This is a genomic window from Arthrobacter sp. Soil782, from assembly GCF_001428435.1.
Taxonomy (GTDB): Bacteria; Actinomycetota; Actinomycetes; order Actinomycetales; family Micrococcaceae; genus Arthrobacter_D; species Arthrobacter_D parietis.
The window spans coordinates 371,900-398,313 of record NZ_LMSO01000009.1 but is presented as its reverse complement, the minus strand read 5'-3'; the positions used below and the strand labels follow the sequence as shown (position 1 = coordinate 398,313).

At 64.5% G+C, this 26,414-nt stretch carries 24 protein-coding genes; 12 read left to right on the top strand and 12 right to left on the bottom strand.

What is annotated here, in order from left to right:
• Positions 1-92: 92 nt before the first annotated feature.
• The 3 genes from ASH00_RS12455 to ASH00_RS12445 all read right to left on the bottom strand — a co-directional run bounded on the left by ASH00_RS12455 (position 93) and on the right by ASH00_RS12445 (position 2,947).
• Positions 93-1,076, bottom strand: a complete 984-nt coding sequence (locus ASH00_RS12455) for a branched-chain amino acid ABC transporter permease (RefSeq protein ID WP_056548885.1) — start codon at positions 1,074-1,076, stop codon at positions 93-95.
• Between the two features lie 12 nt (positions 1,077-1,088).
• Positions 1,089-2,366 carry a branched-chain amino acid ABC transporter permease gene (locus ASH00_RS12450; protein ID WP_056548883.1) on the bottom strand — a complete coding sequence of 426 codons (1,278 nt, stop codon included), beginning with the start codon at positions 2,364-2,366 and terminating at the stop codon, positions 1,089-1,091.
• A 284-nt stretch (positions 2,367-2,650) separates the two neighbouring features.
• Positions 2,651-2,947, bottom strand: a complete 297-nt coding sequence (locus ASH00_RS12445) for a GroES family chaperonin (RefSeq protein ID WP_082566144.1) — start codon at positions 2,945-2,947, stop codon at positions 2,651-2,653.
• A 189-nt stretch (positions 2,948-3,136) separates the two neighbouring features.
• Between ASH00_RS12445 and ASH00_RS12440 the strand changes: the two genes are divergently transcribed.
• Complete coding sequence (locus tag ASH00_RS12440) at positions 3,137-3,991, top strand: Bax inhibitor-1/YccA family protein (protein ID WP_056549290.1); 855 nt, start codon at positions 3,137-3,139, stop codon at positions 3,989-3,991.
• A 168-nt stretch (positions 3,992-4,159) separates the two neighbouring features.
• On the opposite strand, the gene galK is transcribed toward ASH00_RS12440, so the two are convergent.
• From galK to ASH00_RS12425, 3 genes are read right to left on the bottom strand one after another with little or no spacing between them, the layout of a single operon-like run.
• Positions 4,160-5,302, bottom strand: a complete 1,143-nt coding sequence (gene galK / locus ASH00_RS12435) for a galactokinase (RefSeq protein WP_056548881.1) — start codon at positions 5,300-5,302, stop codon at positions 4,160-4,162.
• The gene (gene galT / locus ASH00_RS12430; protein WP_056548879.1) at positions 5,299-6,435 is read right to left on the bottom strand and encodes a galactose-1-phosphate uridylyltransferase; all 1,137 of its coding nucleotides are present in this window, start codon (positions 6,433-6,435) and stop codon (positions 5,299-5,301) included. Before galT ends, galK begins: the two co-directional genes overlap by 4 nt.
• Positions 6,432-7,217 carry a DeoR/GlpR family DNA-binding transcription regulator gene (locus tag ASH00_RS12425; RefSeq protein WP_056548877.1) on the bottom strand — a complete coding sequence of 262 codons (786 nt, stop codon included), beginning with the start codon at positions 7,215-7,217 and terminating at the stop codon, positions 6,432-6,434. Before ASH00_RS12425 ends, galT begins: the two co-directional genes overlap by 4 nt.
• A gap of 115 nt (positions 7,218-7,332) precedes the next feature.
• Here ASH00_RS12425 and ASH00_RS12420 point away from each other — a divergent pair, with 115 nt between their 5' ends.
• Genes ASH00_RS12420 through ASH00_RS12410 form a run of 3 tightly spaced genes read left to right on the top strand, consistent with a single transcriptional unit; the run spans position 7,333 to position 10,407 of the window.
• A complete protein-coding gene (locus ASH00_RS12420; protein ID WP_056548875.1) occupies positions 7,333-8,565 on the top strand; it encodes an AI-2E family transporter in 1,233 nt (410 codons plus the stop codon).
• A gap of 56 nt (positions 8,566-8,621) precedes the next feature.
• Positions 8,622-9,818: a threonine ammonia-lyase gene (gene ilvA, locus ASH00_RS12415; protein ID WP_056549288.1), complete on the top strand. Its 1,197-nt coding sequence runs from the start codon at positions 8,622-8,624 to the stop codon at positions 9,816-9,818.
• A gap of 1 nt (position 9,819) precedes the next feature.
• Positions 9,820-10,407, top strand: a complete 588-nt coding sequence (locus ASH00_RS12410; RefSeq protein ID WP_056548873.1) for a rhomboid family intramembrane serine protease — start codon at positions 9,820-9,822, stop codon at positions 10,405-10,407.
• Between the two features lie 9 nt (positions 10,408-10,416).
• Here ASH00_RS12410 and greA read toward each other — a convergent pair whose 3' ends face one another.
• Both greA and ASH00_RS12400 read right to left on the bottom strand, forming a co-directional pair.
• Positions 10,417-10,911, bottom strand: coding sequence for a transcription elongation factor GreA (gene greA / locus ASH00_RS12405; protein ID WP_056548871.1), 495 nt, complete (start codon positions 10,909-10,911; stop codon positions 10,417-10,419).
• A gap of 216 nt (positions 10,912-11,127) precedes the next feature.
• On the bottom strand, positions 11,128-11,574 hold the full coding sequence (locus ASH00_RS12400; RefSeq protein WP_082566103.1) for a DUF4307 domain-containing protein: 447 nt from the start codon (positions 11,572-11,574) through the stop codon (positions 11,128-11,130).
• A 155-nt stretch (positions 11,575-11,729) separates the two neighbouring features.
• Here ASH00_RS12400 and mca point away from each other — a divergent pair, with 155 nt between their 5' ends.
• From mca to ASH00_RS16720, 3 genes are all read left to right on the top strand, one after another.
• Positions 11,730-12,620: a mycothiol conjugate amidase Mca gene (mca, locus tag ASH00_RS12395; RefSeq protein WP_056548869.1), complete on the top strand. Its 891-nt coding sequence runs from the start codon at positions 11,730-11,732 to the stop codon at positions 12,618-12,620.
• Positions 12,621-12,683: 63 nt separating this feature from the next.
• Complete coding sequence (locus tag ASH00_RS12390; protein WP_056548867.1) at positions 12,684-13,037, top strand: hypothetical protein; 354 nt, start codon at positions 12,684-12,686, stop codon at positions 13,035-13,037.
• A 5-nt stretch (positions 13,038-13,042) separates the two neighbouring features.
• Positions 13,043-13,207 carry a hypothetical protein gene (locus ASH00_RS16720; RefSeq protein ID WP_157359109.1) on the top strand — a complete coding sequence of 55 codons (165 nt, stop codon included), beginning with the start codon at positions 13,043-13,045 and terminating at the stop codon, positions 13,205-13,207.
• A 22-nt stretch (positions 13,208-13,229) separates the two neighbouring features.
• On the opposite strand, the gene trhA is transcribed toward ASH00_RS16720, so the two are convergent.
• Complete coding sequence (gene trhA / locus ASH00_RS12385; RefSeq protein ID WP_157359108.1) at positions 13,230-13,982, bottom strand: PAQR family membrane homeostasis protein TrhA; 753 nt, start codon at positions 13,980-13,982, stop codon at positions 13,230-13,232.
• Between the two features lie 133 nt (positions 13,983-14,115).
• Here trhA and ASH00_RS12380 point away from each other — a divergent pair, with 133 nt between their 5' ends.
• Positions 14,116-14,877, top strand: coding sequence for an isoprenyl transferase (locus ASH00_RS12380; RefSeq protein ID WP_327019700.1), 762 nt, complete (start codon positions 14,116-14,118; stop codon positions 14,875-14,877).
• Between the two features lie 257 nt (positions 14,878-15,134).
• Positions 15,135-16,547: a PhoH family protein gene (locus tag ASH00_RS12375; RefSeq protein ID WP_442854356.1), complete on the top strand. Its 1,413-nt coding sequence runs from the start codon at positions 15,135-15,137 to the stop codon at positions 16,545-16,547.
• Positions 16,548-16,567: 20 nt separating this feature from the next.
• Here ASH00_RS12375 and ASH00_RS12370 read toward each other — a convergent pair whose 3' ends face one another.
• Positions 16,568-17,311 carry a hypothetical protein gene (locus tag ASH00_RS12370; protein ID WP_056548865.1) on the bottom strand — a complete coding sequence of 248 codons (744 nt, stop codon included), beginning with the start codon at positions 17,309-17,311 and terminating at the stop codon, positions 16,568-16,570.
• Positions 17,312-17,370: 59 nt separating this feature from the next.
• On the opposite strand from ASH00_RS12370, the gene ASH00_RS12365 reads away from it, so the two are divergent.
• Together ASH00_RS12365 and ASH00_RS12360 are read left to right on the top strand one after the other, a co-directional pair.
• Positions 17,371-17,874, top strand: a complete 504-nt coding sequence (locus ASH00_RS12365) for a prepilin peptidase (protein WP_056548864.1) — start codon at positions 17,371-17,373, stop codon at positions 17,872-17,874.
• Positions 17,875-17,879: 5 nt separating this feature from the next.
• On the top strand, positions 17,880-18,350 hold the full coding sequence (locus tag ASH00_RS12360) for an NUDIX hydrolase (protein WP_056548863.1): 471 nt from the start codon (positions 17,880-17,882) through the stop codon (positions 18,348-18,350).
• Positions 18,351-18,357: 7 nt separating this feature from the next.
• Here the strand turns inward: ASH00_RS12360 and ASH00_RS12355 are convergent, their stop codons facing one another.
• Together ASH00_RS12355 and ASH00_RS12350 are read right to left on the bottom strand one after the other, a co-directional pair.
• Positions 18,358-19,998, bottom strand: coding sequence for an MDR family MFS transporter (locus ASH00_RS12355; protein ID WP_056548861.1), 1,641 nt, complete (start codon positions 19,996-19,998; stop codon positions 18,358-18,360).
• Between the two features lie 63 nt (positions 19,999-20,061).
• Positions 20,062-20,673, bottom strand: a complete 612-nt coding sequence (locus ASH00_RS12350) for a TetR/AcrR family transcriptional regulator (RefSeq protein WP_056548860.1) — start codon at positions 20,671-20,673, stop codon at positions 20,062-20,064.
• 236 nt (positions 20,674-20,909) lie between these two features.
• On the opposite strand from ASH00_RS12350, the gene ASH00_RS17175 reads away from it, so the two are divergent.
• The gene (locus ASH00_RS17175; RefSeq protein WP_056548858.1) at positions 20,910-26,384 is read left to right on the top strand and encodes a rhamnogalacturonan lyase family protein; all 5,475 of its coding nucleotides are present in this window, start codon (positions 20,910-20,912) and stop codon (positions 26,382-26,384) included.
• Positions 26,385-26,414: the final 30 nt, after the last annotated feature.

The following is a 26,414-nucleotide window of genomic DNA, read 5'->3' as shown; positions in this document are numbered from 1 at the left end:
TGGCGATTGGGCTGAGCCGGAAACGGCATGTGCTGCGCGCCGTCCGCCTGGCTTTGCTGGGGATTGCGGTGTCGGTTCCGCCGTGGGTTCACTCATGCGAACGCCAACTCCTTCTTGTTACCGAGTACGCCCTGCGGCCTGAAGATCATGAGCAGCATGAGCGCAACACCCACCAGGATGTACCGGAGCTGACCGGCCTGGACGTTGGTGAGGAATGTGATGGCGCCGGTCTCGATGGCGCCGAAGAGCAGGCTCTGGGTGAGGGAGAGGACCACCCAGAAGATCATTGCGCCGATGACCGGGCCAAGCACGGTGGCCATGCCGCCGAGCAGCAGCACGGTGTAGAGGAAGAACGTGAGCTCCGTCGCGTAGTTCGCCGGCTGCACGGCGCCGCGGGGGATGGTGAAGATCATCCCCGCAACCGTGCCCATAAGACCACCGATGATCAGCGCCTGCATCTTGTACGCGTAGACGTTCTTGCCGAGGGAACGCACCGCGTTCTCGTCTTCGCGGATACCCTTCAGCACCCGTCCCCACGGGCTGCGCATGAGCAGCCACACGGACAGGCAGGCCAGGGCAACGATCGTCCAGCCCACCACCCGGATGAAGAGCCCGTCCGCGTTCATGCCGACCGGACCGATGTTGTAGGCGCCGTCCGGGAACGGGTTCAGCGCGAAGAACCCGTTCTCGAAACCGCCGGCGAGGCCGTTGGCTGAGCCGGTGACGTTCGTGAGGCTGTTGGTCGTCACCACATAGCGGATGATTTCCGCTGCGGCGATGGTCACGATGGCAAGGTAATCTGCGCGCAGGCGCAGGGTGGGAATGCCGAGCAGGATCGCGAAGACCACTGAACCCAGCAGCGCTATCAGTACGGCGATCGGAAGCGGCGCACCGAAACTGAGGGTCGGGATAGCGAAGCCGTACGCGCCGACCGCCATGAAACCTGCCTGGCCGAAGTTGAGCAGGCCGGTATAGCCGAAGTGCACTGCGAGGCCGAGCGCCGCCAGCGCGTAGGCCGCCGTCGTCGGGCTGATGATCTCGCCGAAGGCGAGGGCAAGAATATTTCCGAAGTCCATTTCAGGTGGCCCCTAACCTACGCGCTCTCGACGGCCGAGGATGCCCTCTGGCTTGAAGAGAAGAACAATGATCATGATGAGCAGAGCGCCGACGTACTTCAGGTCAGCCTCCAGCCAGATGGTGGACACTTCGACGAAGAGGCCAACGATAAGCGAGCCGACAAGGGCGCCGAAGACTGTACCCAGCCCGCCGAGGACCACGCCCGCGAAGATCAGCAGCAGGATCTGCTGGCCCATATTGAAGGAGACACCCGGGCGGTAGTAGGCCCAGAGGATGCCGCCGAGGGCCGCGAGTGCTCCGCCGATCACCCAGACCAGCCGGATAACGCGGTCGACGTCGATTCCTGATGCAGCGGCCAGCGCCGGGTTGTCAGCGACCGCCCGGGTTGCCTTGCCGATGCGCGTACGCAGGAGCAGGAACGCGATGAGCATGATGACAACGAGGCTGGTGATCAGCGACGTCAGGTTGTTCTGCGAGATGGATACCGGCCCGAAGTCGAGGATGCGGCCCTGTGCGCCTGGAAGCTGCTGCGTGGCACCGCCGAAGAAAAACTGGATGATGTAGCGCAGGGCCAGGGCGAGACCGATGCTGACGATCATCATCGGGATGAGCCCGGAGCCCCGCTTCCTCAGCGGCTTCCAGAGGCCGGCGTCCTGGACATAGCCCAGCGCACCTCCTGCGATGACGGCGAGGACGATTGCGAGGAACGCCGGGAGCCCGATGGCCGCGAAGGCGAAGGTCAGTACCGCCCCCGCCGTGACCATCTCTCCGTGGGCGAAGTTGGTGAGTCCGGTGGTGCCGAAGATCAGTGAGAGCCCTACCGCGCTCAGTGCCAGGAGAAGGCCGAAGCTGAGGCCGGCCACAGCGCGGTCGGCGAAGACGTTCCAGAAGCTCGTGGTTTCCAGCACAATGCCCTCACCGAAGAGGAAGAGCGTGGTGATGTTTGTGGTTCCAGCAAAGGTAACGGTGCGGGGGTTCTCCTGGCCTTCGGCCAGAGCGGCTCCCTCGGGGAGGGTGGACTCATCGAGTTCCACCTCGTAGGCACCCTGCTCCTCGACCTCAACAACCCAGCGGCCGTTTTCATCGGAGGTGGTTTCGCCTTCGAAACCCTCACCGGTGACCGTGATGCGGACGTCTGCAAGCGGACCCTCGGCGTTGCGCAGCACGCCGCTGATCCTGTTCTGGAATTCCCCGGCCTGGACGGAGGCGGGGGTCTGCATGTTCATGACAGGTGCGGCAACGGAGACTGATGCTCCTGCAGCGGGTGCGCTCATGAAGCATGCGGCCATGAGGCCGGCAATCAGGATCAGTAGCCTCCTGCGCCATGCCGGCGTCGGCTTGGTTATCAAGTTATGAACCTCCACGATGGTGGCTTGTCCGTCGAGGTACGACGGCCTTACAGCCTGTGATCGAAGTCACTCAGTGTGGAGATTATGTTACCTGCGCTGTGTTACCACTTTTTGCCATACGGGGCCTGCCAGATAGCAATTGCATAACAACTGTTCGGCGGAGGCTACCGTCGGGTAGCGCGAACGCCTTCGAGCGAGGAAACTGGGCCGGCGCCAGGGCGTGGCTAGAGGTAGAGGCCGGTGCCGGCGTCGTCGGTCTCTGGTTGCGCCACCGCATGGACGTCCCGTTCGCGCAGGAGGATGTAGTCGGTGCCGCCGACATCGACCTCGGATTTCTCTTCCGGGTCGAACAGCACGCGGTCACCGCGCGAAACCTGCCGGACGCTGGGTCCGGCTGCGGCCACATCTGCCCAGGCGAGCCGCTTGCCCATCACCGCTGTTGCGGGAATGACAATGCCCGACGACGAGCGCCGCTCGCTGCTGTCCTTGTCCAGGATGACCAGGAGGCGGTCGTGCAGCATTTTCAGCGGCAGTGCGTCGGGAAGGGGAGCTTTCGCTGCAGGGAGGTTTGGCACGCCGACAGTCTACCGTTGGCGCTTCCCAGCCACGGGTAGAGCCGGCTGGGCGGAATCAGGAACAAAACGGCGTCGGATCCGTTGATATTGGTAGGGTTGAACAATCTCAGCCCCCAGATGGAGGACTACATCACAATGGCAATCGGCGGAAACCCGGTTTTCAACGGTAAGAACTTCCGTACCGCTGCCCGCGGCAACAATTCGGCAGCGTACGGTTCCACAGCTTTGGCCGGTCAAACGGCTATGAACCAGCAGCAGCTGGAGCACCTCTACAACCAGCCTTCGGCAGGTCCTGCGGATACGGGGCGCATGACGTTCGACGACGTCATCGTCAAGACTGTTGCCACGATCGGCATGGTGTTGGTCGGCGCCGCTGTTCCGGTGTTCCTGTTCCCCTCACTGGCGCCGCTGCTGATGATTGTCGGTCTGATCGGCGGCTTCGTGCTGGGTCTGGTCAACTCCTTCAAGCGCGAGCCGGTGCCTGCGTTGATCCTTGGCTACGGGTTCCTTGAGGGCCTGTTCCTCGGTGGCATCACCATGTTCCTCGAAGCGCAATTCCCGAACATCGCCATGCAGGCGCTGATCGGTACGCTCTCCGTGTTCGCGGTGACGCTGCTGCTCTTCAAGAACGGCAAGGTCCGTGCAACGCCCAAGGCCATGAAGATCTTCATGATCATGCTGATCGGGTACGCGTTGTTCAGCCTCGTGAACCTCGGCCTGATGGTCTTCGGCGTCAGCGATGACCCGTGGGGTCTGCGCAGTGCGGACATCCCGGGCACCAACATCCCATTCGGCTTGGTCATCGGCGTGTTTGCCATCGGCCTCGCAGCTTTCTCCCTGGTCATCGACTTCACCATGATCAGCGAAGGCGTCCGCAACGGTGCGCCGCGCAAGTACTCCTGGACGGCAGCATTCGGTCTGACGGTCACTCTCGTGTGGCTGTACATCGAGTTCCTCCGCCTCATCGCAATCCTGCGTGGCAGCGAGTAAACGACACAGCGCTGAACAGAAGACCCCCGGCAACCGCCGGGGGTCTTCTGCTGTTAAGGGGAACTTTTGTGCAGATCCGGTGAGCTGGAGAGGCGCTGAACTCACCGGACCTGCACAAAAGTTCCCGCGGTGGCTGGGTGGCGGGGGTGGCTGGGTGGCGGAGAAACCTCAGGAAACTCGGCCGGCACCGTCCGCCGGGGACACCGCGAAGATGGCCGGTTCGGTGAAGCCCGCTGCGGCAAAGGCCGCCGTCACTGCTGCACCGACGCGGTCCAGATCCGCCAGTTGAACCAGCGCAATGGCCGAGCCGCCGAAGCCCCCGCCCGTCATGCGGGAACCCAGTGCACCGGCCTCTCGGGACGATTCAACGGCGAGGTCCAGTTCAGCACAGGAGATCTCAAAATCGTCCCGCATGGAGACGTGGCTCGCATCCAGCAACGGCGCAATCGCCCGTGGTCCTTCGTTACGGAGAAGCTCGACGGCGGCCTGCACCCGGGCGTTCTCCGTGACGACGTGCCGTACCCGCCGGAACGTCTCCTCGTCCAGCAGGCCGGATGCCTCCTCGAGGTCCTCTTCGCTGAGGTCGCGCAGCGCCGGAACGCCCATGACATCGGCACCGACCTCACAGGCACGACGGCGTGATGCGTAGCCGCCGGTTGCATGGGAATGACTGACCCGGGTGTCGATGACTAGGAGGGCCAAACCGTTCTCCTGCAACGGCAGGGGAACTAGCTCGGCGTGCTGCGTACGGCAGTCCAAAAACACCGCGTGTCCGAGCTTGCCCAGCAGCGACGCGGACTGGTCCATCAGGCCGGTGGGCGCGCCGACCATCTCGTTTTCGGCGCGTTGGCCGATGAGCGCGAGCTCCGAGCCGCTGAGACCGAGCCCGTACAGCTCATTGGCGGCGACCGCCACCGCGCACTCGATGGCTGCGGAGGACGACAGGCCGGCTCCAACCGGAACCTGCGAGTCAATCAGCAGGTCCATGCCCATGACCGAATGGCCCGCCTGCCGCAGGGCCCACAAAACGCCCACCGGGTAGGCAGCCCAGCCTTCGACGTCGCCGGCAGCCAGTTCATCCAGATCGCTGATGATTACCTCGCCGGAGCCGGAGAAGGTCGAACTGACCCGGACGGTGGAGTCTTCCCGGATGGAAGCTGCCACCTGCGTGGCCCGGTCGATCGCGAACGGCAGCACAAACCCGTCGTTGTAGTCGGTGTGCTCACCGATCACGTTGACGCGGCCGGGAGCTGCCCAAACGCCGAGGGGTGAGTGTCCGAAGCGATCCTCAAACTGGTGAACGAGAGTCATGCTGTTGCCTTCCCTGCTGGTGTTGCGGCGCGCAGGGTGGCGGCAACCTGCTCCGGAGTGGTGTCGTTGATGAAAGCGCCCATTGCTGATTCCGAGCCGGCGAGGAACTTCAGCTTATCCTCAGCCCTGCGGGGAGAAGTCAGCTGCAGGTGAAGGTAGCCGGCCTCGCGCAGGTCAGGAACCAGGGGCGCCTGGTGCCACGCGGCAATGTAGGGGGTGGGGGTGCTGTAGATGCCGTCCACGCGGGCCAGCAGGTCGAGGTACAGCGTGGTCAGCTCGTCCTTTTCCTCGCCGGTCAGTGCGGCAATATCGGGAACGTGACGGTGCGGCACCAGGTGCACTTCCAGCGGCCAGCGTGCAGCGAACGGCACGTAGGCGCTGAAGTGTTCGCCTTCAAGCACCATGCGCTCGCCGGATTCACGCTCGGACTTCAGCACGGAGCCCATCAGGGTGCCGCGCCCGTCGACGGCGTCAAAATAGCGCCGGGCAGCCTGGCCCATCAGCGCCGCGCGAGGCGGAACGAACGGATAGGCGTAGATCTGCCCATGCGGATGCAGCAGGGTCACCCCGATGTCCGCGCCGCGATTCTCGAACGGGAAAACCTGCCGGATGCCTTCCATTGCGGACAACGCTTCGGTCCGGTGTGCCCACGCTTCGACGACGGTGCGAGCCCGCTCCGGCGGCAAGGACCCGAAGGAGCCCTCGTGGGAGGAATCGAACGCGACCACTTCGCACCGTCCGAAGGCCGTCGTCGTCGTGCCCCAACCTGTGCTGGCGGGCTGGAGGTCCGGCAGCTCACCGAGAGAGGGTCCAAAGGAGGAGAAGCGGTTCTCAAACACCACGACCTCATAGTCGGAGGCGGGAACTTCGGACAGATTGCCGGCTGTGGAGGGGCACAGCGGACACTGGTCCGCGGGGGGCAGGTGGGTGCGCGTTTGCCGGTGTGCGGCCACGGCTGTCCATTCGCCGGTCAGGGGATCGTAGCGTACGTCTCCCGTGCCGCCGCGGGGAGGGAGACCACGGGAATCGACGACGGCGGCAGGATCGCGGTGCAGCGACGCCGCCTCCTCGCCGGCGTCGAAATAGATCAGCTCGCGTCCGTCGGATAAGCGGGTGGGGGTTACCTGGGTCATGGTGTGTCCTGGGGTTTGGGGGATGGGCCGGTTGGGGGAGTGAGGATGCTCGTTGTCCGGGCATAGCGCGGGTCATCCGGCTCGGAGTCGGTCACAATGCAGTGCACCCGCTCGATCCCGGTGATGCGGGCAAGGCTCACCGTGCCGAACTTGGTGGAGTCAGCCAGAACGACCAGCCGGCCGCACTGCTCGGCAAACGCACGGTTTGTGTCCGCCTCGGCAAGATTGGGGGTGGTGATCCCGGCCTGGGCGTCCACGCCGTGAGCACCCATGAAGCACAGGTCCACGTTGAAGGACCGGACGGTGGCTGCGGCAATGGGCCCTACCAGCGCTTCGGAAGGGGAGCGCTCACCGCCGGTCAGCAGGACGGTCACGCCAGGTGTTGCAGCCCGGTGCAGCTTCTCGGCGGCGGGCAGGGAATTGGTAAGGATGGTCAGAGGCCCGGAGAGGTGCTCGACCAGGCGGTAGGTGGTGGTTCCGCCGGTGAGCGCCACGGTCATGCCCGGTTGGATGAGGGCTGCCGCCGCTGCCGCAATGGACTCCTTGGCCTCGATGCGCTGGTCTGCGTTGACACCGAATCCGGGTTCGATTGCACTGAGTGCGGTCCGGGATGCTGCGCCGCCGTGGACCTTGCGCAGTGCGCCGGCGGAATCGAGCACATCGATGTCCCGCCGGATGGTCATCTCCGAGACCCCCAAGGCCTCGGCCAGCTCGCCGACGCGGACCGTCCGCCGCACGCCGAGCCTCGCAAGAATGGCAGCATGCCGGTCGGCAGCGAGCATCAGCGGACTCCAAGCGTTGGCGGAAGATGGCACTTAACAAAATACAACGGTTTCGAACACATTCAAACAGTTGAGCGAAAACGGTTCTGTCAGGCGGTTGTGAAAAGATTGAGGCATGACGCGTCCTTCGCGGCGGAAAACGCAGCAGTCCCTCTCGAACGGCTTTGTTGCGCCCTCGGGCCGGTCCGCCGGCGAGGATGTGCCCTACGCGCTGAGGATCGGAGCGGCGTGGGCGTGGCGCGTCGGCCTGATTCTTGTGGTATCCGCTGCGGTGCTGTGGCTGATGAGCCAGATTTCACTGCTGGTCATTCCCCTGATGATCGCGGGCCTCCTTTCGAGTCTCCTGCTGCCGGCGGTAACCTTCCTGCGCGCACGCAAAGTGCCGGGCGGAATCGCCGTTTCCGTCATCGTTCTCGGATTCCTGCTCGCCGTGGCCGCAACCCTTTCACTGGTCGGGCAGCAGCTCGCCGTCGGGTTCGCTTCACTCTGGGACGAGGCGCTGGCGGGTATCGAGCAGGTGCAGGAGTGGCTTTCCGACGGTCCACTGGACCTCACCTCGTCACAGATTGACGGCTTCATCGACGAAGTCGCCAATGCCGTGGACAACAACAGCGGGGTGATTGTCAGCGGAGCGCTCTCCTTCGGATCCGGTGCCGGCTACTTCCTGGCCGGACTGCTGCTCACGGTGTTTGCGCTGATCTTCTTCCTGCACGACGGCGACAGCATCTGGCGCTTCATCGCCGGCCTCGCACCGCGGCGGGCCCGGGCGGCGATCGCGGGCGCCGGCCGCCAGGGCTGGACCTCGATGGCCAACTACGTCCGGGTGCAGATCCTCGTTGCTTTCATCGACGCTGTCGGAATCGGTCTGGGAGCCGCCATCATTGGCGTGCCGCTCGTTCTTCCGTTGACGGTTTTAGTCTTCCTGGGCTCGTTCATACCCATTCTCGGTGCGCTCTTCACCGGCATGGTGGCTGTCCTGCTGGCCCTGGTGGCCAATGGATGGGTCAACGCACTGGTGATGCTCGCCATCGTGCTGCTGGTGCAGCAGGTGGAAGGGCATATCCTGCAGCCGTTCGTCATGGGCCGCGCCGTCTCGCTGCACCCCCTCGCAGTGGTGCTGGCGGTTGCGGGCGGTTCCCTCATTGCCGGCGTTGCCGGCGCCTTGTTTTCCGTACCGCTGTTGGCGATCCTCAACACGGTTGTTCGTTACATAGCGGGCCGCACCTGGGAGACGGATCCTGCCCTCGGTGCGCCCGCGGGACATCCCGGCCCGGGCTCTGTCCCTGCACCCTACTCATCCGGTGAATCACTTGGGCCGGAACCCTCTCCGAAAGAAGCCTCAACGTGACCACCGATCTCGCCCAGCTGGCAGTGACCCTCGAGGACGTCCTCGAAGCTCAGAAAATGCTCGACGGCGTCATTGCGTACACGCCGATCGAAGACTCCCGCGCACTTGGCAGGCTGACCGGTGCCAAGGTTTCGCTCAAATGCGAGAACCTGCAGCGCGCCGGCTCCTTCAAGGTGCGCGGCGCCTACACGCGGATGGCCAGGCTTTCCGCGGAGGAGCGGGCACGCGGCGTCGTCGCAGCCTCGGCCGGCAACCACGCCCAGGGCGTAGCAGTAGCGGCCGCCCGGCTCGGCATCAAGGCACGCATCTACATGCCGCTCGGTGTGGCGCTGCCGAAGCTCGCGGCAACCCGCGGGCATGGTGCTGAAGTGGTGCTCCACGGGCACAACGTGGATGAAGCCCTGACCGAGGCCAAACGGTACGCGGATGAGCATGGTGCTGTCTTTGTGCACCCGTTCGACAACGTGGACGTGGTGGCCGGCCAGGGGACCATCGGCCTCGAAATCCTCGAGCAGGTTCCGGACGTTGACACCATCCTCATGGGGGTTGGCGGCGGCGGGCTGCTGGCAGGCGTCTCAGTTGCCGTCAAGGCCCGTGCCAGGGAGCTGGGCCGGGAAATCCGCGTGATCGGCGTGCAGGCGGAGAACGCAGCCGCCTATCCGCCGTCGCTCGCAGCGGACGCCCTCGTGCCGCTGCAGAAGGTTTCCACAATTGCGGACGGCATTGCCGTGGGCCGGCCGGGGCAGCTTCCGTTCTCGATTATCCGCGAACTCGTCGACGACGTTGTCACGGTGAGCGAGGATTCCCTTGCCCGCGCGCTGATCTTCCTGCTGGAGCGGTCCAAGATGGTGGTGGAGCCGGCCGGCGCGGTGGGCGTCGCGGCACTGCTGGACGGAAAGCTGACGGAAAACGGGGCCAACCCGGGGAACACCGTCGTCGTACTTTCCGGCGGCAACATCGACCCCATGCTGATGCTCAAGGTCATCCAGCGCGGCCTCGCTGCTGCAGGCAGGTATCTGGTGGTGCGGATGCTGCTCGATGACCGGCCCGGTTCGCTGGCCACCATTTCCCGCATCATTGCGGAGTCTGACGCCAACGTGACCGGTGTAGATCACACGCGGGTGGGCGGCTCGATCAGCATGGGGGACGTGGCAATCACCATCAACATGGAGACGAAGGGCGAGGAACACTGCGAGCAGGTGCTGAACAACCTGCGCGCAGAGGGCTTCCAACCCGTCGTCATCCAGGGCTGACATGCTGGCAGCGCGGGCGCGGGGTGCGTTATCGACTGTCGTCGGCTTCGCTGCCCTGCTGTGGATCGTCCACCTGGTCAACACGGCCACCGGCTTCTTCCTGATCCGGCTGCTGGGCATTGTGCCGCGTGAAGTGGAAGGGCTCGACGGCGTGCTGTTTGCGCCGCTGCTGCACGCGGATGCTGGACACCTGTTCAGCAACACTCTGCCGCTGCTGGTCCTGGGGTTTCTGGCGTTCCTGGAGGGCGCCCGGCGTTTCGCCGTGGCAGTCGGCGCAAGCTGGCTGGCCTCCGGGCTGGGCGTGTGGATCTTCGGCGGCGGGGTGACCATCGGTGCGTCCGGGCTGGTTTTCGGCCTGTTTGCCTACCTGCTGGTCCGCGGCTTCTACAACCGGGACTGGAAGCAGATCCTGCTCGCCGGGCTGCTCTTCCTCATGTACGGCTCGCTGCTCTGGGGCGTGCTGCCGCAGTTCGGCTCGAATATCTCCTGGCAGGCCCACCTCTTCGGGGCGCTCGGCGGAGTACTGGCTGCGCTGATACTGAAGAGGCGGCCGGCCCCGTCAGGGACCGACCGCCTCAGCGCTAGTTGAGAAGTACAGCTAGCCCGCGTAGGGCTTAGCCGACAGGACCTCGACGGTGATTTCCTTGCCGTTGGGCGCGGTGTACTTCACGGTGTCTCCGGCCTTGTGACCCTGGATCGCTGCGCCCAGCGGGGACCTCTCGCTGTAGACGTTGAGATCCGTGTCCCCGGCTACTTCCCGGCTGCCCAGGAGGAAGGTCTCCTTGTCTCCGGCGATGTTCGCCTCGACCAGCATGCCCGGCTCAACAATGCCGTCATCTGCCGGGGACTCGCCCACGTGTGCGTTGTTCAGCAGTTCGGTCAGCTGCCGGATGCGGGCCTCGGCCTTGCCCTGCTCTTCCTTGGCTGCGTGGTAGCCGCCGTTCTCCTTGAGGTCACCCTCAGAGCGGGCCTGCTCAATGCGGGAAACGATCTCGGTGCGGCCTGGGCCGGACAGGTGGTCCAGCTCAGCCTTGAGGCGGTCGTAGGACTCCTTGGTGAGCCAGGCGACGGATGCGCTGTTGGTGGACACGATATCTCCTTAGGTACGTCGAAGCCCTCAAGCGGGATTCGGCTGCGGTCTTTGCCGTGATGCGCGCATCTACAAGCAAAGACCCCGCCTGCGTGATGGCCTCTTCTCCTGAAGTACTTCAGTAGGAACCAACCGCGGGGCGGGGCGGAACGTATCAGTCCATTATAGACAGCAAGCTTCAAATACCCAATAACCGGGCGGATTCTGGATCAGTGACAGTCAGGATTCCTCAAGGATCCAGCAGGCGTTGATGCCGCCGCTGACCCCCTGGGACTCGGTGCGGACCGTGGTGCTGTGGGACGAGGTGCCACCGTCAACGGATTGGGAGTTGGTGGGCGGGATGGTCACCACGGTCCAGCCCACGATGGCGTAGGACTGGTTCAGTACCTGCACAGCGCACTGCGCCGTGGCGCCCGGATCCTTGGTGACCTCATAGTCCACGCGGGCCACGGCGGGGCCATCAATGCTGAAACCTACGTCCTTTGATGAAACCTCCGGTGTACCGGCGAAGATACTGAAAACACCCGTGGCAACCACCGCTGAAGTCAGGGCGGCCCAGACCAGCCAGCGCTTGTGCCGGCGAGCATGCCCGGTGGCGGGCCGCTGCGGCTTGGGGGCGCCGTAGCGATTGGCTACTCTTGGTACTGGCGCGTGGTCGGTGCTCATCGGTTCCAAGTTTACCAACCGGTGCGTTGGTGAATTTCCGTCATTTTCCAGCCGGCGCCCTGACCGGGGCCGCTTGCCTTGTCACACCAGGAAAGATTCAGGAGCATTCAGTGCCCAGCCCGGAGCAAATTCCAGCTACTCCTTCAGGAAATCCAGTGAACGACGGCGGCTACCGCCTTCTCGCGGTGCATGCGCACCCCGATGACGAGTCGAGCAAGGGCGCGGCCACCATGGCCAGCTACGTCGCAGCCGGCGTCTCCGTGATGGTGGCCACCTGCACCGGCGGCGAGCGCGGCGACATCCTGAATGCGCAGATGGCCGACGTGCCGCACGCGGCCCGCGACCTCGCGGGTCTGCGGCGCCTGGAGATGGCTGAGGCAGCAGCGGCGCTCGGAGTGGAACACCGCTGGCTCGGATTCGTTGACTCGGGACTGCCGGAGGGGGACCCGCTTCCGCCGCTGCCGCCCGGTTGCTTCGCGCTGCAGCCTCTCGAGCGGGCAGCCGCGCCGCTGGTGCAGCTGGTCCGGGAGTACCGGCCGCACGTGATCCTGAGTTATGACGAGAACGGCGGGTACCCGCACCCGGACCACATCATGGCGCACCGGGTAGCGGTTGAGGCGTACGAGGCCGCGGGGGACCCGTCCCGCTATGCCGGTATTGGCGAGCCGTGGAATCCGCTGAAGCTCTACTATGACCGCGCGTTCAATCCGGAGCGGTTCCGTGCCCTGCACTTTGCACTGGAGGAGGCCGGACTGCAGTCGCCCTACGCAGAGCGGATTGCAGCCTGGCTGGAAGCGGACGCCGAGGGCCACCAGCCCGCGCGGCCAACCCATCCCACCACAACGCAGATCGACTGCGGCGACTTCTTCGAACACCGGGAGCGGGCACTGCTGGCTCACCGCACGCAGGTGGAACCGGGCGGCTTCTTCTTTGCGGTTTCCGCTGATCTGCAGCGCAAGGTCTGGCCGTGGGAGGACTACTCGCTGATCTCCTCCCGTGTACCGCAGGAGTTGCCTGAAACGGACTTCTTTGCGGGCATAGAATAATTCCGTGGCTATTCCTGCCGTTGGCATCGATGCCATGTCTCCTCGTGAAAGTGGTGCTCTGGAGTGCTCTCCCTGCTGAATCTGGCCGCAACCGTGACCCCGGCGCCCGGTGATGACCCCTCACTGCGCCCCGGGCTTGATCCGGCCGATGTAACCCCCGGATTGCTCGGGTTCCTGGCAACTCTCTTCCTGGTGATCGCAGTGATCTTCCTGATCCGTGACATGACACGCAGGATCCGCCGTGTGCGCTACCGGGAGATGGCACTCCTTGAGGAAGAGGAAGCCCGGCAACGTCCGGAAGAGGCCCGACGCGGTCCCGGGGAACCGGAAGGTGTAGTGGAGGACTCTGACTACACTCCTGGAGAGCCGGAAAAACGGCACACCGCCGGCGGTGCACACGGACCGGAAGCACCATAGATCAGATGCGGTATCTGTTGTCAGTGCTTCATGACGCGCCCGGTCTCGCCACCTCGGATGAGATGGCTGCCATCGACGCTTTCAACGACAAGCTCCGGGCGGATGGTCATTGGGTTTTCGCCGGAGGTCTCGGCTCTCCCTGTAAGCCTGCGCTCGTCGCCCGGAGCTAGGGCTTGCAGTGGCAATCCGGGCTCAGCGCAGCGGGTTGAGGACCGCGATCAGGATGGCGATGAAGTGGGCGGCGAACGCTGCGACGGTGAACGCGTGGAATAGTTCGTGGAAGCCGAACCAGTGCGGACTGGGGTTGGGCCGCTTGAGCCCGTAGATCACCGCACCGGCAATGTAGAACACTCCGCCGACCAGGATGAGTACGGTGGCCGGCACGCTGGCGGCGAGGAAGTCCGGCAGGAACAGTAGGGCCGCGAGGCCGAGCGCGATGTAGATGGGCACGTAGAGCCAGCGCGGCGCATTGACCCACAGCACGCGGAAGAGCACGCCCGCGATGGCTCCGCACCAGATCAGCCAGAGCAGGAAGGTGGCTTTATCCTGGGGCAGCAGCGCCCAGGAAAGCGGCGTATAGCTGCCCGCGATCACCAGCATGATGTTGGTGTGGTCCAAACGTTTGAGCACCGTCTTGGTGCGGGGCTGCCAGTTGCCGCGGTGGTAGACGGCGCTCACGCCGAAGAGCAGGACTCCCGTGAACGCGTAGATCGCCGAGGTGACTTTTCCGGCCGGAGTGGGTGCCAGGACAACAAGCACAATCCCGGCGGCGATAGCCAGGGGAGTGGCTCCGAGGTGGATCCATCCCCGCCACCTCGGCTTGATGTTCAGGGCGTCTGCAGCGCGTTCGACGGCGGATTCCACAGGACCGTCAACGGGTGCCGATTCGTCCGGTTGCCGGCGGGGATTGGGTGCACCGGCTGGAGGAGAAACGCGTCGGCTCATGACCGGAATTCTATCTGACCGGCCCATAAGTTACTAACGGGTAACAAGCGCCGCAGCCCACACTGCGGGGCTCGTGCCGGTACGGTAGGAACTGAATCTCACTAGCTGATCGGAAGGACGGGTGGGCGCTGCCGTGATGTTTCCCTCGTTTGCCTACAACTTCTACGAGCGCAAACTCCAGCGGTCACTGGCAGCCGACCGCATCCCCCACCACATCGGCGTCATGGTGGACGGCAACCGACGCTGGGCGAAGCTTGCCGGCGCACCGACGCAGCACGGCCATCAGGCCGGCGCAGACAAGATCCTCGAGTTCCTCGGCTGGTGCCGGGAGCTCGGCGTCGAAATGGTCACGCTCTACATGCTGTCCACGGACAACATGAGCCGCTCGGCGGAGGAAATCGAGCAGCTTCTGGACATCATCGGGAACACCCTGGACCGCCTGGGTGAAACGCGGGCAGTTCGCGTCCAGCCGGTCGGCGCTCTCGATCTCCTTCCGGAGCACCTCGCGGTCAAGGTCACCGAACTCGCCGAACGCACCGCGTGCATTGAAGGGTTACACGTCAATGTGGCCGTCGGTTACGGCGGGCGCCGTGAGATTGTCGACGCCGTCAAGGAACTGCTGATGCATGCGGACTCCGAGGGCGCATCGCTGGCCGATGTTGCCGGCAACCTGTCAGTAGGACAGATTTCCGAGTACCTGTACACGCGCGGCCAGCCGGATCCGGACCTCGTGATCCGCACCTCGGGCGAGCTGCGGCTTTCCGGCTTCCTCATGTGGCAGAGCGCGTACAGCGAGTTCTACTTCTGCGAGGCGCTCTGGCCGGACTTCCGGCGGGTCGATTTCCTTCGCGCGCTGCGTGATTACGGACGCCGGCAACGCCGCTTCGGCGGGTAGTGTTCCTTTCGCATTCCGTCACCCAAAATTCACGCGACACGCACGCATTGCCGGTGCCGCCGTCGTCGTTCGCGGGCGTAATGTCTGTTGCAACAGCAGGCACCCGCCGGCTGTTCGGGGAGGCCACCTATGCAGGCACCGTGCTCACCAGCACCGGTTCTGAAAAGGGGAGGCCGCGCGCGGCCTTCTGGCCGGCCCGCCTCACCCAAGCCCTAGATTATTCTCGGGCGTTCCTCGCCCGGGGAAGTGGAGTTGAAGTGGCCACATCTCGCACAACCCAGCGATCCGCAACCGATACGCCCAGCAACACCAAGGCCCGCCCGGCGGCGCAGGACGAACAACTCCTCGCAGCGGCGGGCCTTTCTGCTGTCGAGAGTCTCGGCAGCCGCAGCTACGTCCTGGATACCTCGGTACTGCTGTCGGATCCGCGGGCGATCACACGCTTCGCGGAACATGAGGTGATCCTGCCGATCGTGGTGATCACCGAACTCGAAGGCAAACGCCACGATCCCGAGCTGGGCTTCTTCGCACGCAAGGCCCTGCGGCTCCTGGATGAGCTGAGGGTGCAGCACAACGGGCTGAACCAGGCTATTCCGCTGGGAACCGATGGCGGTACGCTCCGGGTGGAACTCAATCACGTGTCCACCGAGGTGCTGCCGGTCGGCTTCCGCAGCGGCGACAATGACTCCCGGATCCTGGCCGTGGCCAAGAACCTCTCGGACGAGGGCCGCAACGTCACGGTGGTGTCCAAGGACCTGCCGATGCGCGTGAAGGCCTCCGCGATGGGGCTGCAGGCGGATGAGTACCGCAATGAGCTCGTCAAGGATTCCGGCTGGACGGGAGTTGCGGAGCTGGACACCCTGGACGACGACGTCGACACCCTCTATGCGCATGAGCCCGTCTTCCTGCCGGACGCCGCGGAACTGCCCGCAAACACCGGGGTCATCCTCCACTCCGGGAAGGGTTCAGCCCTTGGCCGGGTGGGCGCCGACAAGCAGGTGCGGCTGGTCCGGGGGGACCGCGACGTCTTCGGGCTGCATGGCCGGTCCGCCGAACAGCGGCTCGCAATTGACCTGCTGATGGATCCAGAGGTAGGCATCGTATCCCTCGGCGGGCGTGCCGGCACCGGAAAGTCGGCACTGGCGCTGTGTGCCGGACTCGAAGCTGTCCTTGAGCGGCAGGAGCACCGCAAGGTAGTGGTGTTCCGGCCGCTGTACGCGGTGGGCGGCCAGGAACTCGGCTACCTGCCGGGCGGCGAGAGCGAGAAAATGAACCCCTGGGCGCAGGCGGTCTTCGATACCCTCGGGGCGCTGGTCTCGCAGGAGGTAGTGGAGGAAGTCATGGACCGCGGGATGCTGGAGGTCCTGCCGCTCACCCATATCCGCGGCCGGTCCCTCCATGATTCCTTTGTGATCGTGGACGAGGCGCAGTCGCTCGAGAAGAACGTGCTCCTTACGGTGATGAGCAGGATCGGGCAGAACTCCAAAATCGTGCTCACCCATGACGTGGCGCAGCGGGACAATCTGCGGGTGGGCCGGCATGACGGCATTGCCGCCGTCGTCGAGACGCTCAAGGGGCACCCGTTGTTCGGTCACATCACGCTGACGCGTTCCGAGCGCTCGCCGATCGCCGCACTGGTGACGGACCTGCTGGAGGGTGCCGAAATCTAGGGCTTGCGTTCCGTGGCGGGTCAGCCGACCTGCCACGGAATGTGGTCGCGCACGTCGGTGAGCGTGGGTGGGGCGTCGGTGAACAAATCATCAACCATGTACTCATCCACTCCGCTGATGGCCAGCCGGTGGCCGCAGCCTGCGAGGTCGCCGTCGAGTGCTGTTGTTGAGACGCAGATTGCTGTGGCGACGTCCACCAGCACGCGGGTTCGGCCTGTTCCAATGAGCGGGCGGCCCGGCGTGAATGGCTGGTAGGAGATGTTCGGGGTGGCGGTGGCGGCGAGAACACGGCGGCCCTCGTGGACGTCTTCGCTGATGTCCTCGAGTTCAACCCGGTTGGCGAACGGCGTCTCATACGGCACCGGAGCGTCCCCCGCAAGTTCCACGGGGTCAAGCATGGCAGACCACCGCGGGTCACCGAACGCCGGTTCTCCGTAGGCGGCTTTGGGGCGGCGGTGGACGTACCCGGTTTCGTTGTAGACCGGGCTGACGAGGTTCGGGGCAACGAGCCAGGAACTCTTGCTCCCACTGACGTAGAAGGAGTCTCGGGAATGCTCGTTGCCGGTGCTGCTGTGGAGGAGGGCTCCCGCAGCCGTTTCAACCCTTAGCGCCTGCGGCCGGCGTACCCAGGCGCGCAGCGGATCCGACTCCCCGTCGGTGCTGATCCAGGACACGGAGAACCGAACCGTTTCCCAGCGCCACGGCGAGGAACGGCAGAGGGATCGGAAGAGGCTCGCCGGGTTTAAACCGCTTGAGGCGGACATATCCACAGTGTAAGCCAGGCGTTTGAGTTCCCGGCGCCGGATTCGGTTACGGTAGGCAGATGCTGGCGCTGATGGGGGAGTACTGGGACACCGCACCCGTGGCGTTCTGGCTGTGCGCCCTTGCGCTGGCGCTGCTCGCGGTGATCGGGATCTGGCTCAGCGTCATCGATATCCAAACCCACCGGCTTCCCAACCGGATCATCTTTCCCTCCTACCCGGCGGCCGGTGTACTGCTCATAGCTGCGGCGCTCGCGGCACAGGACTGGGGCCGGCTGGTGTCCCTTGCCGGCGGGGCGGCTGTGCTGTGGGTGTTCTACTTCATCCTGCGCCTGATCTACCCGGCCGGTATGGGCTTCGGTGATGTGAAGCTTGCCGGGGTGCTGGGCCTGTATCTCGGCTTTGTGGGTTGGTCCTTCCTGCTGTGGGGTACCTTCGCGGCCTTCCTCCTCGGCGGACTGTGGGGTGTTCTCCTCATCATCAGCCGGAGAGGTAACGCCAAGACGGCCATCCCGTTCGGGCCGTTCATGATCGTCGGGGCAGGGCTGGTCCTCGCACTAGGCTGAGGAATATGCCTATCCCCGAGTTCGTCCAGGACCTGCGTTCCAAGATCGGCCATGATCCGCTGTGGCTTCCCGGAGCAGCGGCGGTGGTGTATGACGACGACGGCCGCGTCCTGCTCGGACGCCGAGCCGACACCGGCCAGTGGACCCTCATCACCGGGATGATTGAGCCGGGCGAAGAGCCCGCCCCGGCCATTGTCCGTGAGGTGGAGGAGGAGACCGGCGTGTCAGTGGAGGTTGAGCACCTGGTGAGTGTCGACGTCGTCGGGCCGGTGATTTTCCCGAATTCCGACGTCTGCAGGTTCCTGAGCCTGGTGTTCCGATGCCGGTACCTTTCCGGTGAGGCGCGCGTGAATGACGACGAGTCCATGGACGTGCGGTGGTTCTCACTCGATGACCTTCCGGAGCTGAACCCGCTTCACCGCAAGCACGCCGAGAATGCACGCTACTCGACGGGTGTTCCCGACTTCGTGCGCTGATTGCGCGCTACTGCTCGGGGGTCCCGTTGCTCTTGGCTGCACCGTTCCGGGCTGCGGCGAGTTCGCGTTCCATCCGCTCGGCTTCCTCCCCGCCGACGGCTTCACCGCGGGCGACCATGCCGGAGGTCTCGGACAGCGGGATCTCCTTCAGCGTGATCGCGAGAATCAATGCGATCACCAGGAACGGCACAAGGTACCAGAACACCGGCGCGAGCGACTGGGCATAGGCCTCGACGACGGCATCCTGCAACGGTTCGGGCAGCTGGGCCAGCGCGGCAGGGCTTAGGGTCGCAGCCGACTGATCGGCCTGCTCCGCGGAGGCACCGAAGCCGGCAAACGCCGTCGTCAGTGATTCAGTGAGCCGGCTCGTGAAGATCGCACCGAAGACCGCAACCCCGAGGGAGGCACCTACTTCACGGAAGTAGTTGTTGGTGCTCGTAGCGGTGCCGATCATTGTGGCGGGAACGGCGTTCTGGACGACGAGGACGATCACCTGCATGATCAGGCCCAGTCCTGCGCCGAAGAAGAACAGCTGCACGCAGATGACCCAGACCGGGGTGGCGGCGGTGAGGGTGGTCATCCAGACCAGGGCGGCGATGGTGAGCGAGGTGCCCAGAATTGGGTACAGCTTGTACTTTCCGGTGCGGGAGATGGCAATACCGGAGTAGATGGACGTGCCCATCAGGCCCACCATCATGGGCAGCATCAGCAGGCCCGATGCCGCGGCGGACGTGCCGGAAGACATCTGCAGGAACGTCGGCACGAAGGCCAGTGCGGCGAACATGCCGAGGCCAAGGGTCAGGCCGATGGCGGTGCTGTTGACGAAGACCCGGTTGCGGAAGAGTCCGAGCGGGATGATCGGATCCTCGGCGCGGCGTTCGGCCATAATGAAGCCGGCCGCCGCGAGCACCATGCCGATCCCGAAGGCCCAGGTGAGGGAGGAGCCCCAGCCGTGCTCTGAATCTGCTCCGAAGTCGGTGAAGAAGATGAGGCAGGTGGTGGCGATGGAGAGGAGTAGGACGCCGGGCAGATCGATCTTCCGGCTGGACTTCCTGCTGGGCAGAGTGAGGGTGAACCACGCGACGAGGAACGCGGCGATACCGATCGGGATATTGATGTAGAACGCCCATTGCCAGGTCAGGTGGTCAACGAAGTAGCCGCCGAGGAGCGGTCCGGCCACAGCGGAGAGGCCGAAGATGCCGCCGAGCGGGCCCATGTACTTTCCTCGCTCGTTGGCGGGAACGATGTCCGCGATGATTGCCTGCGAGAGGATCATAAGGCCGCCGCCGCCCAGGCCCTGGATGGCGCGGAAGATGACGAACGCCCAGAAGTCGGTGGCGAAGGCGCAGCCGATGGAGGCGATCGTGAACAGCGCGATTGCGAAGAGGAAGAGGTTCCTGCGCCCGAGCACGTCGCCGAACTTGCCGTAGATGGGCATGACGATGGTGGTGGCGAGCAGGTACGCCGTGGTGATCCAGGTCTGGTGCTCAACGCCGCCGAGCTCGCCGACGATGGTCGGCATGGCGGTGGAGACGATTGTCTGGTCGAGGCTGGATAGCAGCATCCCCGCAATCAGGGCGGAGAAGATGATCCAGATCCGCCGCTGCGTCAGCAGCAGGGGCCCGGTGGTGGCGGTAGCCGAACTCATGGTTGTCCTTCGGAGGCTTGGGTGGTGCTTAGTGCTGGGGGGCTTAGTGCTGGAGGGCTGCGGCTACCGGAACAGGTAACCGGCGGCGTCGATGTTGGTGTCGAGGATGTCCCGGTAGTTCTGAGGCGATTCGGCGGAGAGGAACTCGTGCATCGAGACCCACGCGATGTGGCGCACCACATGGGCTGAGAGAACTGCCCGGGGATCGTTCGGCGCCATCCCTTCGCGGCGGGCGATCAGTGCGGCGAACTCGCGTTCGCGTTCGATGGATTCGCCGAAGAACCGGGCAAGGATCTCAGGTTCTCGCTGCATAACCGCGTGCAGTTGGGCGAACTCCTCACGGGTGAGGGCGAGGCTCTCGCCGGAGCGCCGTGCATACGTCCGCAGTGCCTCGAGCAGCGGTTCCTTCTTGGCGCTGGCGAGGAACTCGGCGACGAGATCCTCGGGGAAGTGCGCGTCCTCGTCATGGCCGAGCACCGCATCCTCTTTGGAGGGGAAGTAGTTGAAGAAGGTCCGGCGTGAGATTCCAACTCGCTCGCACAGCTCCTCAACGGTGAAGCCGGAGAGACCCGACGAAGCCGTCAGCTCGCGGGCGACGCTGCAGATGGACGCGCGGGTGGCGCGCCGTTTGCGCTCGCGGAGGCCGCCGTCGTCGTTTTCTGCACTATTACTCACGAAGTGTATTTTTGCACTATCAACACCTAAGTGCAACTAAGTTCGCAGGTCACATTGGGGAAACGCTTTCCTGAATATTGCCTGAACTCTTGAATGTGACCGCTCTCACGGTTAGGCTGATTTTCATTGGTCTCCGTGAATCGTTTCATTGCCCGTGCCTCTGTAGTGCGCAGGGCATCTCTCGGGCGGCCCGAGAACCACCGATATTTCACTGTCGAACTAAAAGGTGTGATGCCATGACCCTCGAAAATTCGCGTCCGCATTCTGCGCGCGCCCTGATAGCAGGGGCCGCCATTGTCGGTCTCTGTACAGCGACGACGCCTGCCCTGGCGGCAGAGGAGCCGCTGACCCGCTCATTCGACTTCGGTACCAGCGACAGCCCCGTCGGGGAGGGCTGGATCGGAGTCGCTGAAAGTAACCGCTACTCGGCGGAAGCCGGCTACGGCATCGTTCCGGTCAACGGAGTTAATCCCATCTCACGGCTTCGGACCCCAACTGTCCCGGACCCGGTCGCGAATGACTTTGTGCTCGCAACCGCCTGGGGCTTCGTCGCCGATGTCCCGAACGGCTCCTACAGTGTTCGGGTCATCTCAGGCGATCAGCTCGTCAACGGTGGCACCACCAATACAACTGTCGCGCTCGAAGGCACGGCAGCCGGAACCATCCAGGCGCGCCGCTCCGTAGCTGAGCAAACGTGGCAGACCACCGTTGAAGATGGTCAGCTCACCATGGATTTCACCGGCGAAGGAGCCGGCGCCTACGTCAACGGCGTCGTCATCACGGAGGTTGAAGCAACACCAGCACCTGAACCTGAACCCGAGCCGGAAGAGCCGGTCTCAACCCTGGCCGCGCCGCAGTCCGTGCGTATGTCCCATGTAACATCCGAGGCGGTGACCCTGCGCTGGAATGAAGTCAGCGGAGCCACGGCCTACGTTGTCTCCCGGGCTGACGCAGTCGACGGTCCCTACACGAAGGTTGCGGAAACCGGTGAGCGGACTGTTTACCTGACCGACCCCGTCGACACGACGAAGGTTCACTACTACAAGGTGCAGGCGCGCGGCGCTGACGGTCTCTCGCCGTCGTCGGCCGCGGCTGCCTCCAGTCTGAGCACCGACGCACCGGCGCTTCCCGGGGACGGCGTGCTGTCGCTGGATCTGGGCAACGGAGAAACCGCGCCGGGCGCCGTCCGGATCGATGAAACGACGGCCTACACCGCAGAGAAACGCGCAGGCTTCGTAGACGTGTCCCAGGTTTCCGCCACCGACCGCGGTACGGAGGACGCCACGCGCTCCGACTTCGTCACCGTCGGCGACACCGAACTTGTGGTTGACCTGCCGAATGGCAACTACACGGCCAACCTGATTGCCGGTGACACCGAGGGCGCAACCGATATCGCGATCACGGCCGAGCAGATGGCCAAGGTGCAGCCGACCGCGAAGGCGGCCGGTGAGTACCTCGAAATGGCCTTCGACATCGCAGTGGTGGATGGCCAGCTGAACCTCGAGTTCGCAGGGACCGCAGCGAACCTGAATTCGCTGGTGCTGACCCGGCAGACTCCACTGGAGGCCGGCCCGCAGCCGACCGCCTGGATCACCGGCGACTCCACCGTCCAGACCTACACCTCCGGTTACGCGCCGCAGGCCGGTTGGGGCCAGATGATCGACCGCTTCCTCTCGGATGAGGTGACGGTCGAGAACAAGGCCATCGGCGGGCGCAGTTCCAAGAACTTCATCAGCCAGGGCCGCCTCGACGAGGTGCTGCTCAACATCAAGCCGGGCGACTACCTCTTCGTCCAGTTTGGCCATAACGACAACAGCTACGGCGTGGATGACCGCTGGGCCGCTCCGGGCGACTACTACGAGTACCTGCGTACTTTCGTGGACGGAGCCACCCAGCGCGGTGCAACGCCGGTCATCGTGACGCCGGTCTCCCGCCGTTCCTACAACACCGAGACGGGCGAGGCCAACGTGTCCTTTCCGGAGTACGTGGACGCAGCAACGCGTATCGCGGCGGACACGGGAACCCCGCTGGTTGACCTCTCCGCCTCGAGCCGGGCCTACTTGACCGAGATCGGTCCGGAAGCGGCGAAGTCGGTGTTCCTGCACGTTCCGGCCGGTGTCTACCCGGGCCGGCCGAACGGAACCACTGATGACACGCACTTCCAGGAGTACGGGGCCATCCAGATGGCCCGGCTGGTTGCGTCCGACGTCGCCAAGCTGGACATCCCGCTCGCCGCCGAGGTTGAAGCGGCAGAGCCGCCCGCCGAAGTGCCTGCAGCGCCGGCGGGGCTGGTTGCCGGCAGTATCTCGAACGCCGGTGCACAGCTCACCTGGGATGCGGTCGAGGGCGCTGACATCTATAAGGTCTTTGCGAAGAAGGCCGACGCCGGAGATGATGCGTACGCTCTGGTCACCACCTCCACAGTCCCGCTTGCCAACGTAACGGGTCTTAAGGAAGGGGTGTCCTACGACCTCCGTGTTGCCGCAGTGAACGGGCGAGGTGACTCGGCGCCGTCGGACGCTGTCCGCATCACCACCAAGGCGCCGCTGTACAAGTTCGATCTGCAGCTTGCCGGCAACCCCGTCATGGACGGCTATACCGCGCTGGACAATACGAGCCTCTACACACCGGAAATCGGCTACGGCTTCCTGTCTACTGAGGGTCTCAGCGGTCGTGATCGCGGTACCGGGTTCGATCCCGTACCCACCGCGCTCCAGCGGGACTTCCTGCTGCCGGACGCGGCAAAGCACGAGCTCGTCATCGATGTTCCCAACGGCTCCTATGCGCTCAAGGCGTACTACGGTGACCCGCTCGGTAGCGGGCGGTTGGCACTTCAGTCGGAGGGCAAGGACTATGGTTCCTCCAACGCCGGTCGCGGCACCATTGCGGACAGGATTCTGCAGCCCGTACTGGTGACGGACGGCCAGATCAACATCAAGGCCGGAGGCTGGTTCAACGGTCTGGAAATCACTCCGTTGCTGCTGGCGCCGAATGAGCTGGCGGCCGACGACGTTCAAATCGATGGCAGCGACGTTGCCGTTTCGCTGAGCTGGACAGGGAACGACGACGCCGCTGGCTACCGTGTATACCGCCAGTCCGCTGGAGCTACTGAAGCGGAGGCGCTCGGCGATGTCGATGGAACGTCCTTCGTGGACACCACCGCTGATATCGGCCTTGAGTACACCTACACCGTTGTTGCGCTGGATGCTGCGGGAGCAGAATCGGTTCCGTCGAACGCGCTCGAGCTCACTACGGTGGACCCGGACGTAGCAAAGGCGCCGGTTCCCACCGGACTGGCGCTCGGTGACGTGAACAAGAACGACGTAACGCTCAATTGGAAGCCCTCGGAAGGTGCTCTCTTCTACCAGGTGTTCCGGGCCGATCCGCTGGCTGACGGTTCTGTCGGTGAGTTCGAACTCATCGGCCGGGCCGATAAGCCCACCTACACGGACACCGACGTTCTGACCACTGTTGAGTACGTCTATGCAGTGGCAGCCGTCAATGCCGGCGGCGTGTCGGAAAAGTCCGAGACCGTCACCTCCCCGGCCGTGACCACGCTGGTACGGCAGGCAGAGCGCCTTGACCGATCGCCGGTAGCCGTTGCTTCCGAAGAGGGGGTCTACGTTGGGTGGCGCATGCTCGGCCTGGATCCCGAGGAAATCGGATTCCACGTCTACCGCGACGGTGAGCGGATCACCACCGAACCGGTCGTCTCCAGCACCAACCTGCTCGACGCCGAGGGTGCTGCTGATGCGACCTACCGCATCAGCACCGTGGTGAACGGCACCGAGCGCTGGGCCACGGAGGACTTCACGGTGTGGGATTCCCAGACCCTGGACATTCCGCTGGACAAGCCGGCCGATGCCTACACCAAGGACGGCCAGCCCTACAGCTACCGTGCCAACGACGCATCGATCGGTGACCTGGACGGTGACGGCCAGTACGAGATCGTGCTCAAGTGGGATCCGACCAACTCCCAGGACAACTCGAAGGGCGGCTACACGGGCAATGTCTATGTGGATGCCTATGAGCTGGACGGTACCCGCCTCTGGCGCATCGACCTCGGCAAGAACATCCGTGCCGGCGCCCACTACACGCAGTTCCAGGTCTTTGACCTCGACGGCGACGGCACAGCCGAAGTCACGCTGAAGACGGCTGACGGAACGGTCGACGGCACGGGTGCAGTCATTGGCGATGCCCGTGCCGACTACCGTAACTCCGGCGGGTATGTGCTGGATGGTCCCGAATTCTTGACGGTCTTCTCCGGAGCAACGGGTGCGGCGGTAGACACCGCCGACTACATCCCGGCCCGTGGAGATGTTGGTGCGTGGGGCGACGGCTACGGCAACCGCGTTGACCGGTTCCTGGCCGGAGTGGCCTACCTGGACGGCGAGAAGCCGAGCCTGGTCTTCAGCCGCGGCTACTACACGCGCACGGTGATTGCAGCCTATGACTTCGACGGCACATCACTCACCTCACGGTGGACCTTCGACTCGAACGAGTCTGGCGACGAGTACAGGGGTCAGGGCAACCACCAGTTCTCGGTGGCGGACGTCGACAATGACCAGAAGGACGAGATCATCTTCGGGTCCATGACCATAGACGACGACGGCAGGGCGCTCTACAACACCGGCCTCGGCCACGGCGATTCACTCCACGTTTCGGACTTCGATCCGGCGCGGGAAGGACTCGAGGTCTTCGCGGCACACGAGGACATGGGTGCTTCCGGCAACAAGGGTGCTACCTTCCGTGACGCCGCGACCGGTGAAGTGCTTTGGTCCATTCCGGCAACCCGGGACACCGGACGAGCGGCCATGGCGGACATTGACCCGCGGCACCCAGGTGCTGAAGGTTGGGCTGTCGGCGGCGACGCCGCCTGGAACTCACCGGTGGGTCAGCTGCGCGCAAGCGACGGCGAACTGATTTCCGAGCAGATTCCGGCAGCGAACTTCCTCACCTGGTGGGACGGAGACCTCCTGCGGGAAATCACCGACCACGACTGGACCGAAGAAACCCGGACCGGCGTGCCTACCATCTCGAAGTGGAACGTCGAAACCAGTTCCGAGGACGTGCTCTACCGTGCTGAGGGAACGCTGACGAACAACGACACCAAGGGCACGCCGGCTCTCCAGGCGGACCTGTTCGGTGACTGGCGCGAGGAGATCGTCACCCGTACCGACGATTCGACCGCCCTGCGCATCGCCACCACGGTGAACGTCACGAACCACCGGCTGCGCACCCTGCAGTCCGATCCGGTCTACCGCCTTGGGGTTGCCTGGCAGAACACCGCCTACAACCAGCCTCCGCACACCTCGTACTTCCTGGGCGAGGGTATGGAGCAGCCGAAGGCGCCGAGCATCGCGTACACCGGTGAGGAGCCGGCTCCCGGCGAGTTCGTCAAGCCGTCCTTCACGCCGGACGCTCCGGTGAAGGACTCGCTGACCGACGAAAACCAGCTGGATCTGGGCCTGGCGAAACAGAAGTTCCCCCGTGGAGCTTCAGAGGTTGTGATTTCGAACCTGGCTGCAGAGGGATGGGTGCACGTCTACCTCGGTGAGATTTCGCTTGGGTGGCACCTGGTCAACGACGGCGCAGTCACCGTGACGACGCCGGAGAACACCCGGCCGGGAGACAACCGTCTGGTGGTGCACACCTCGGGGGATGAGCTGCTGGGTTGGGATCGCCTCAAGGTGGTGGGCCCGCCCCGCTAACCCCTCACGGGCGTTCGGGAACCTGAAAAG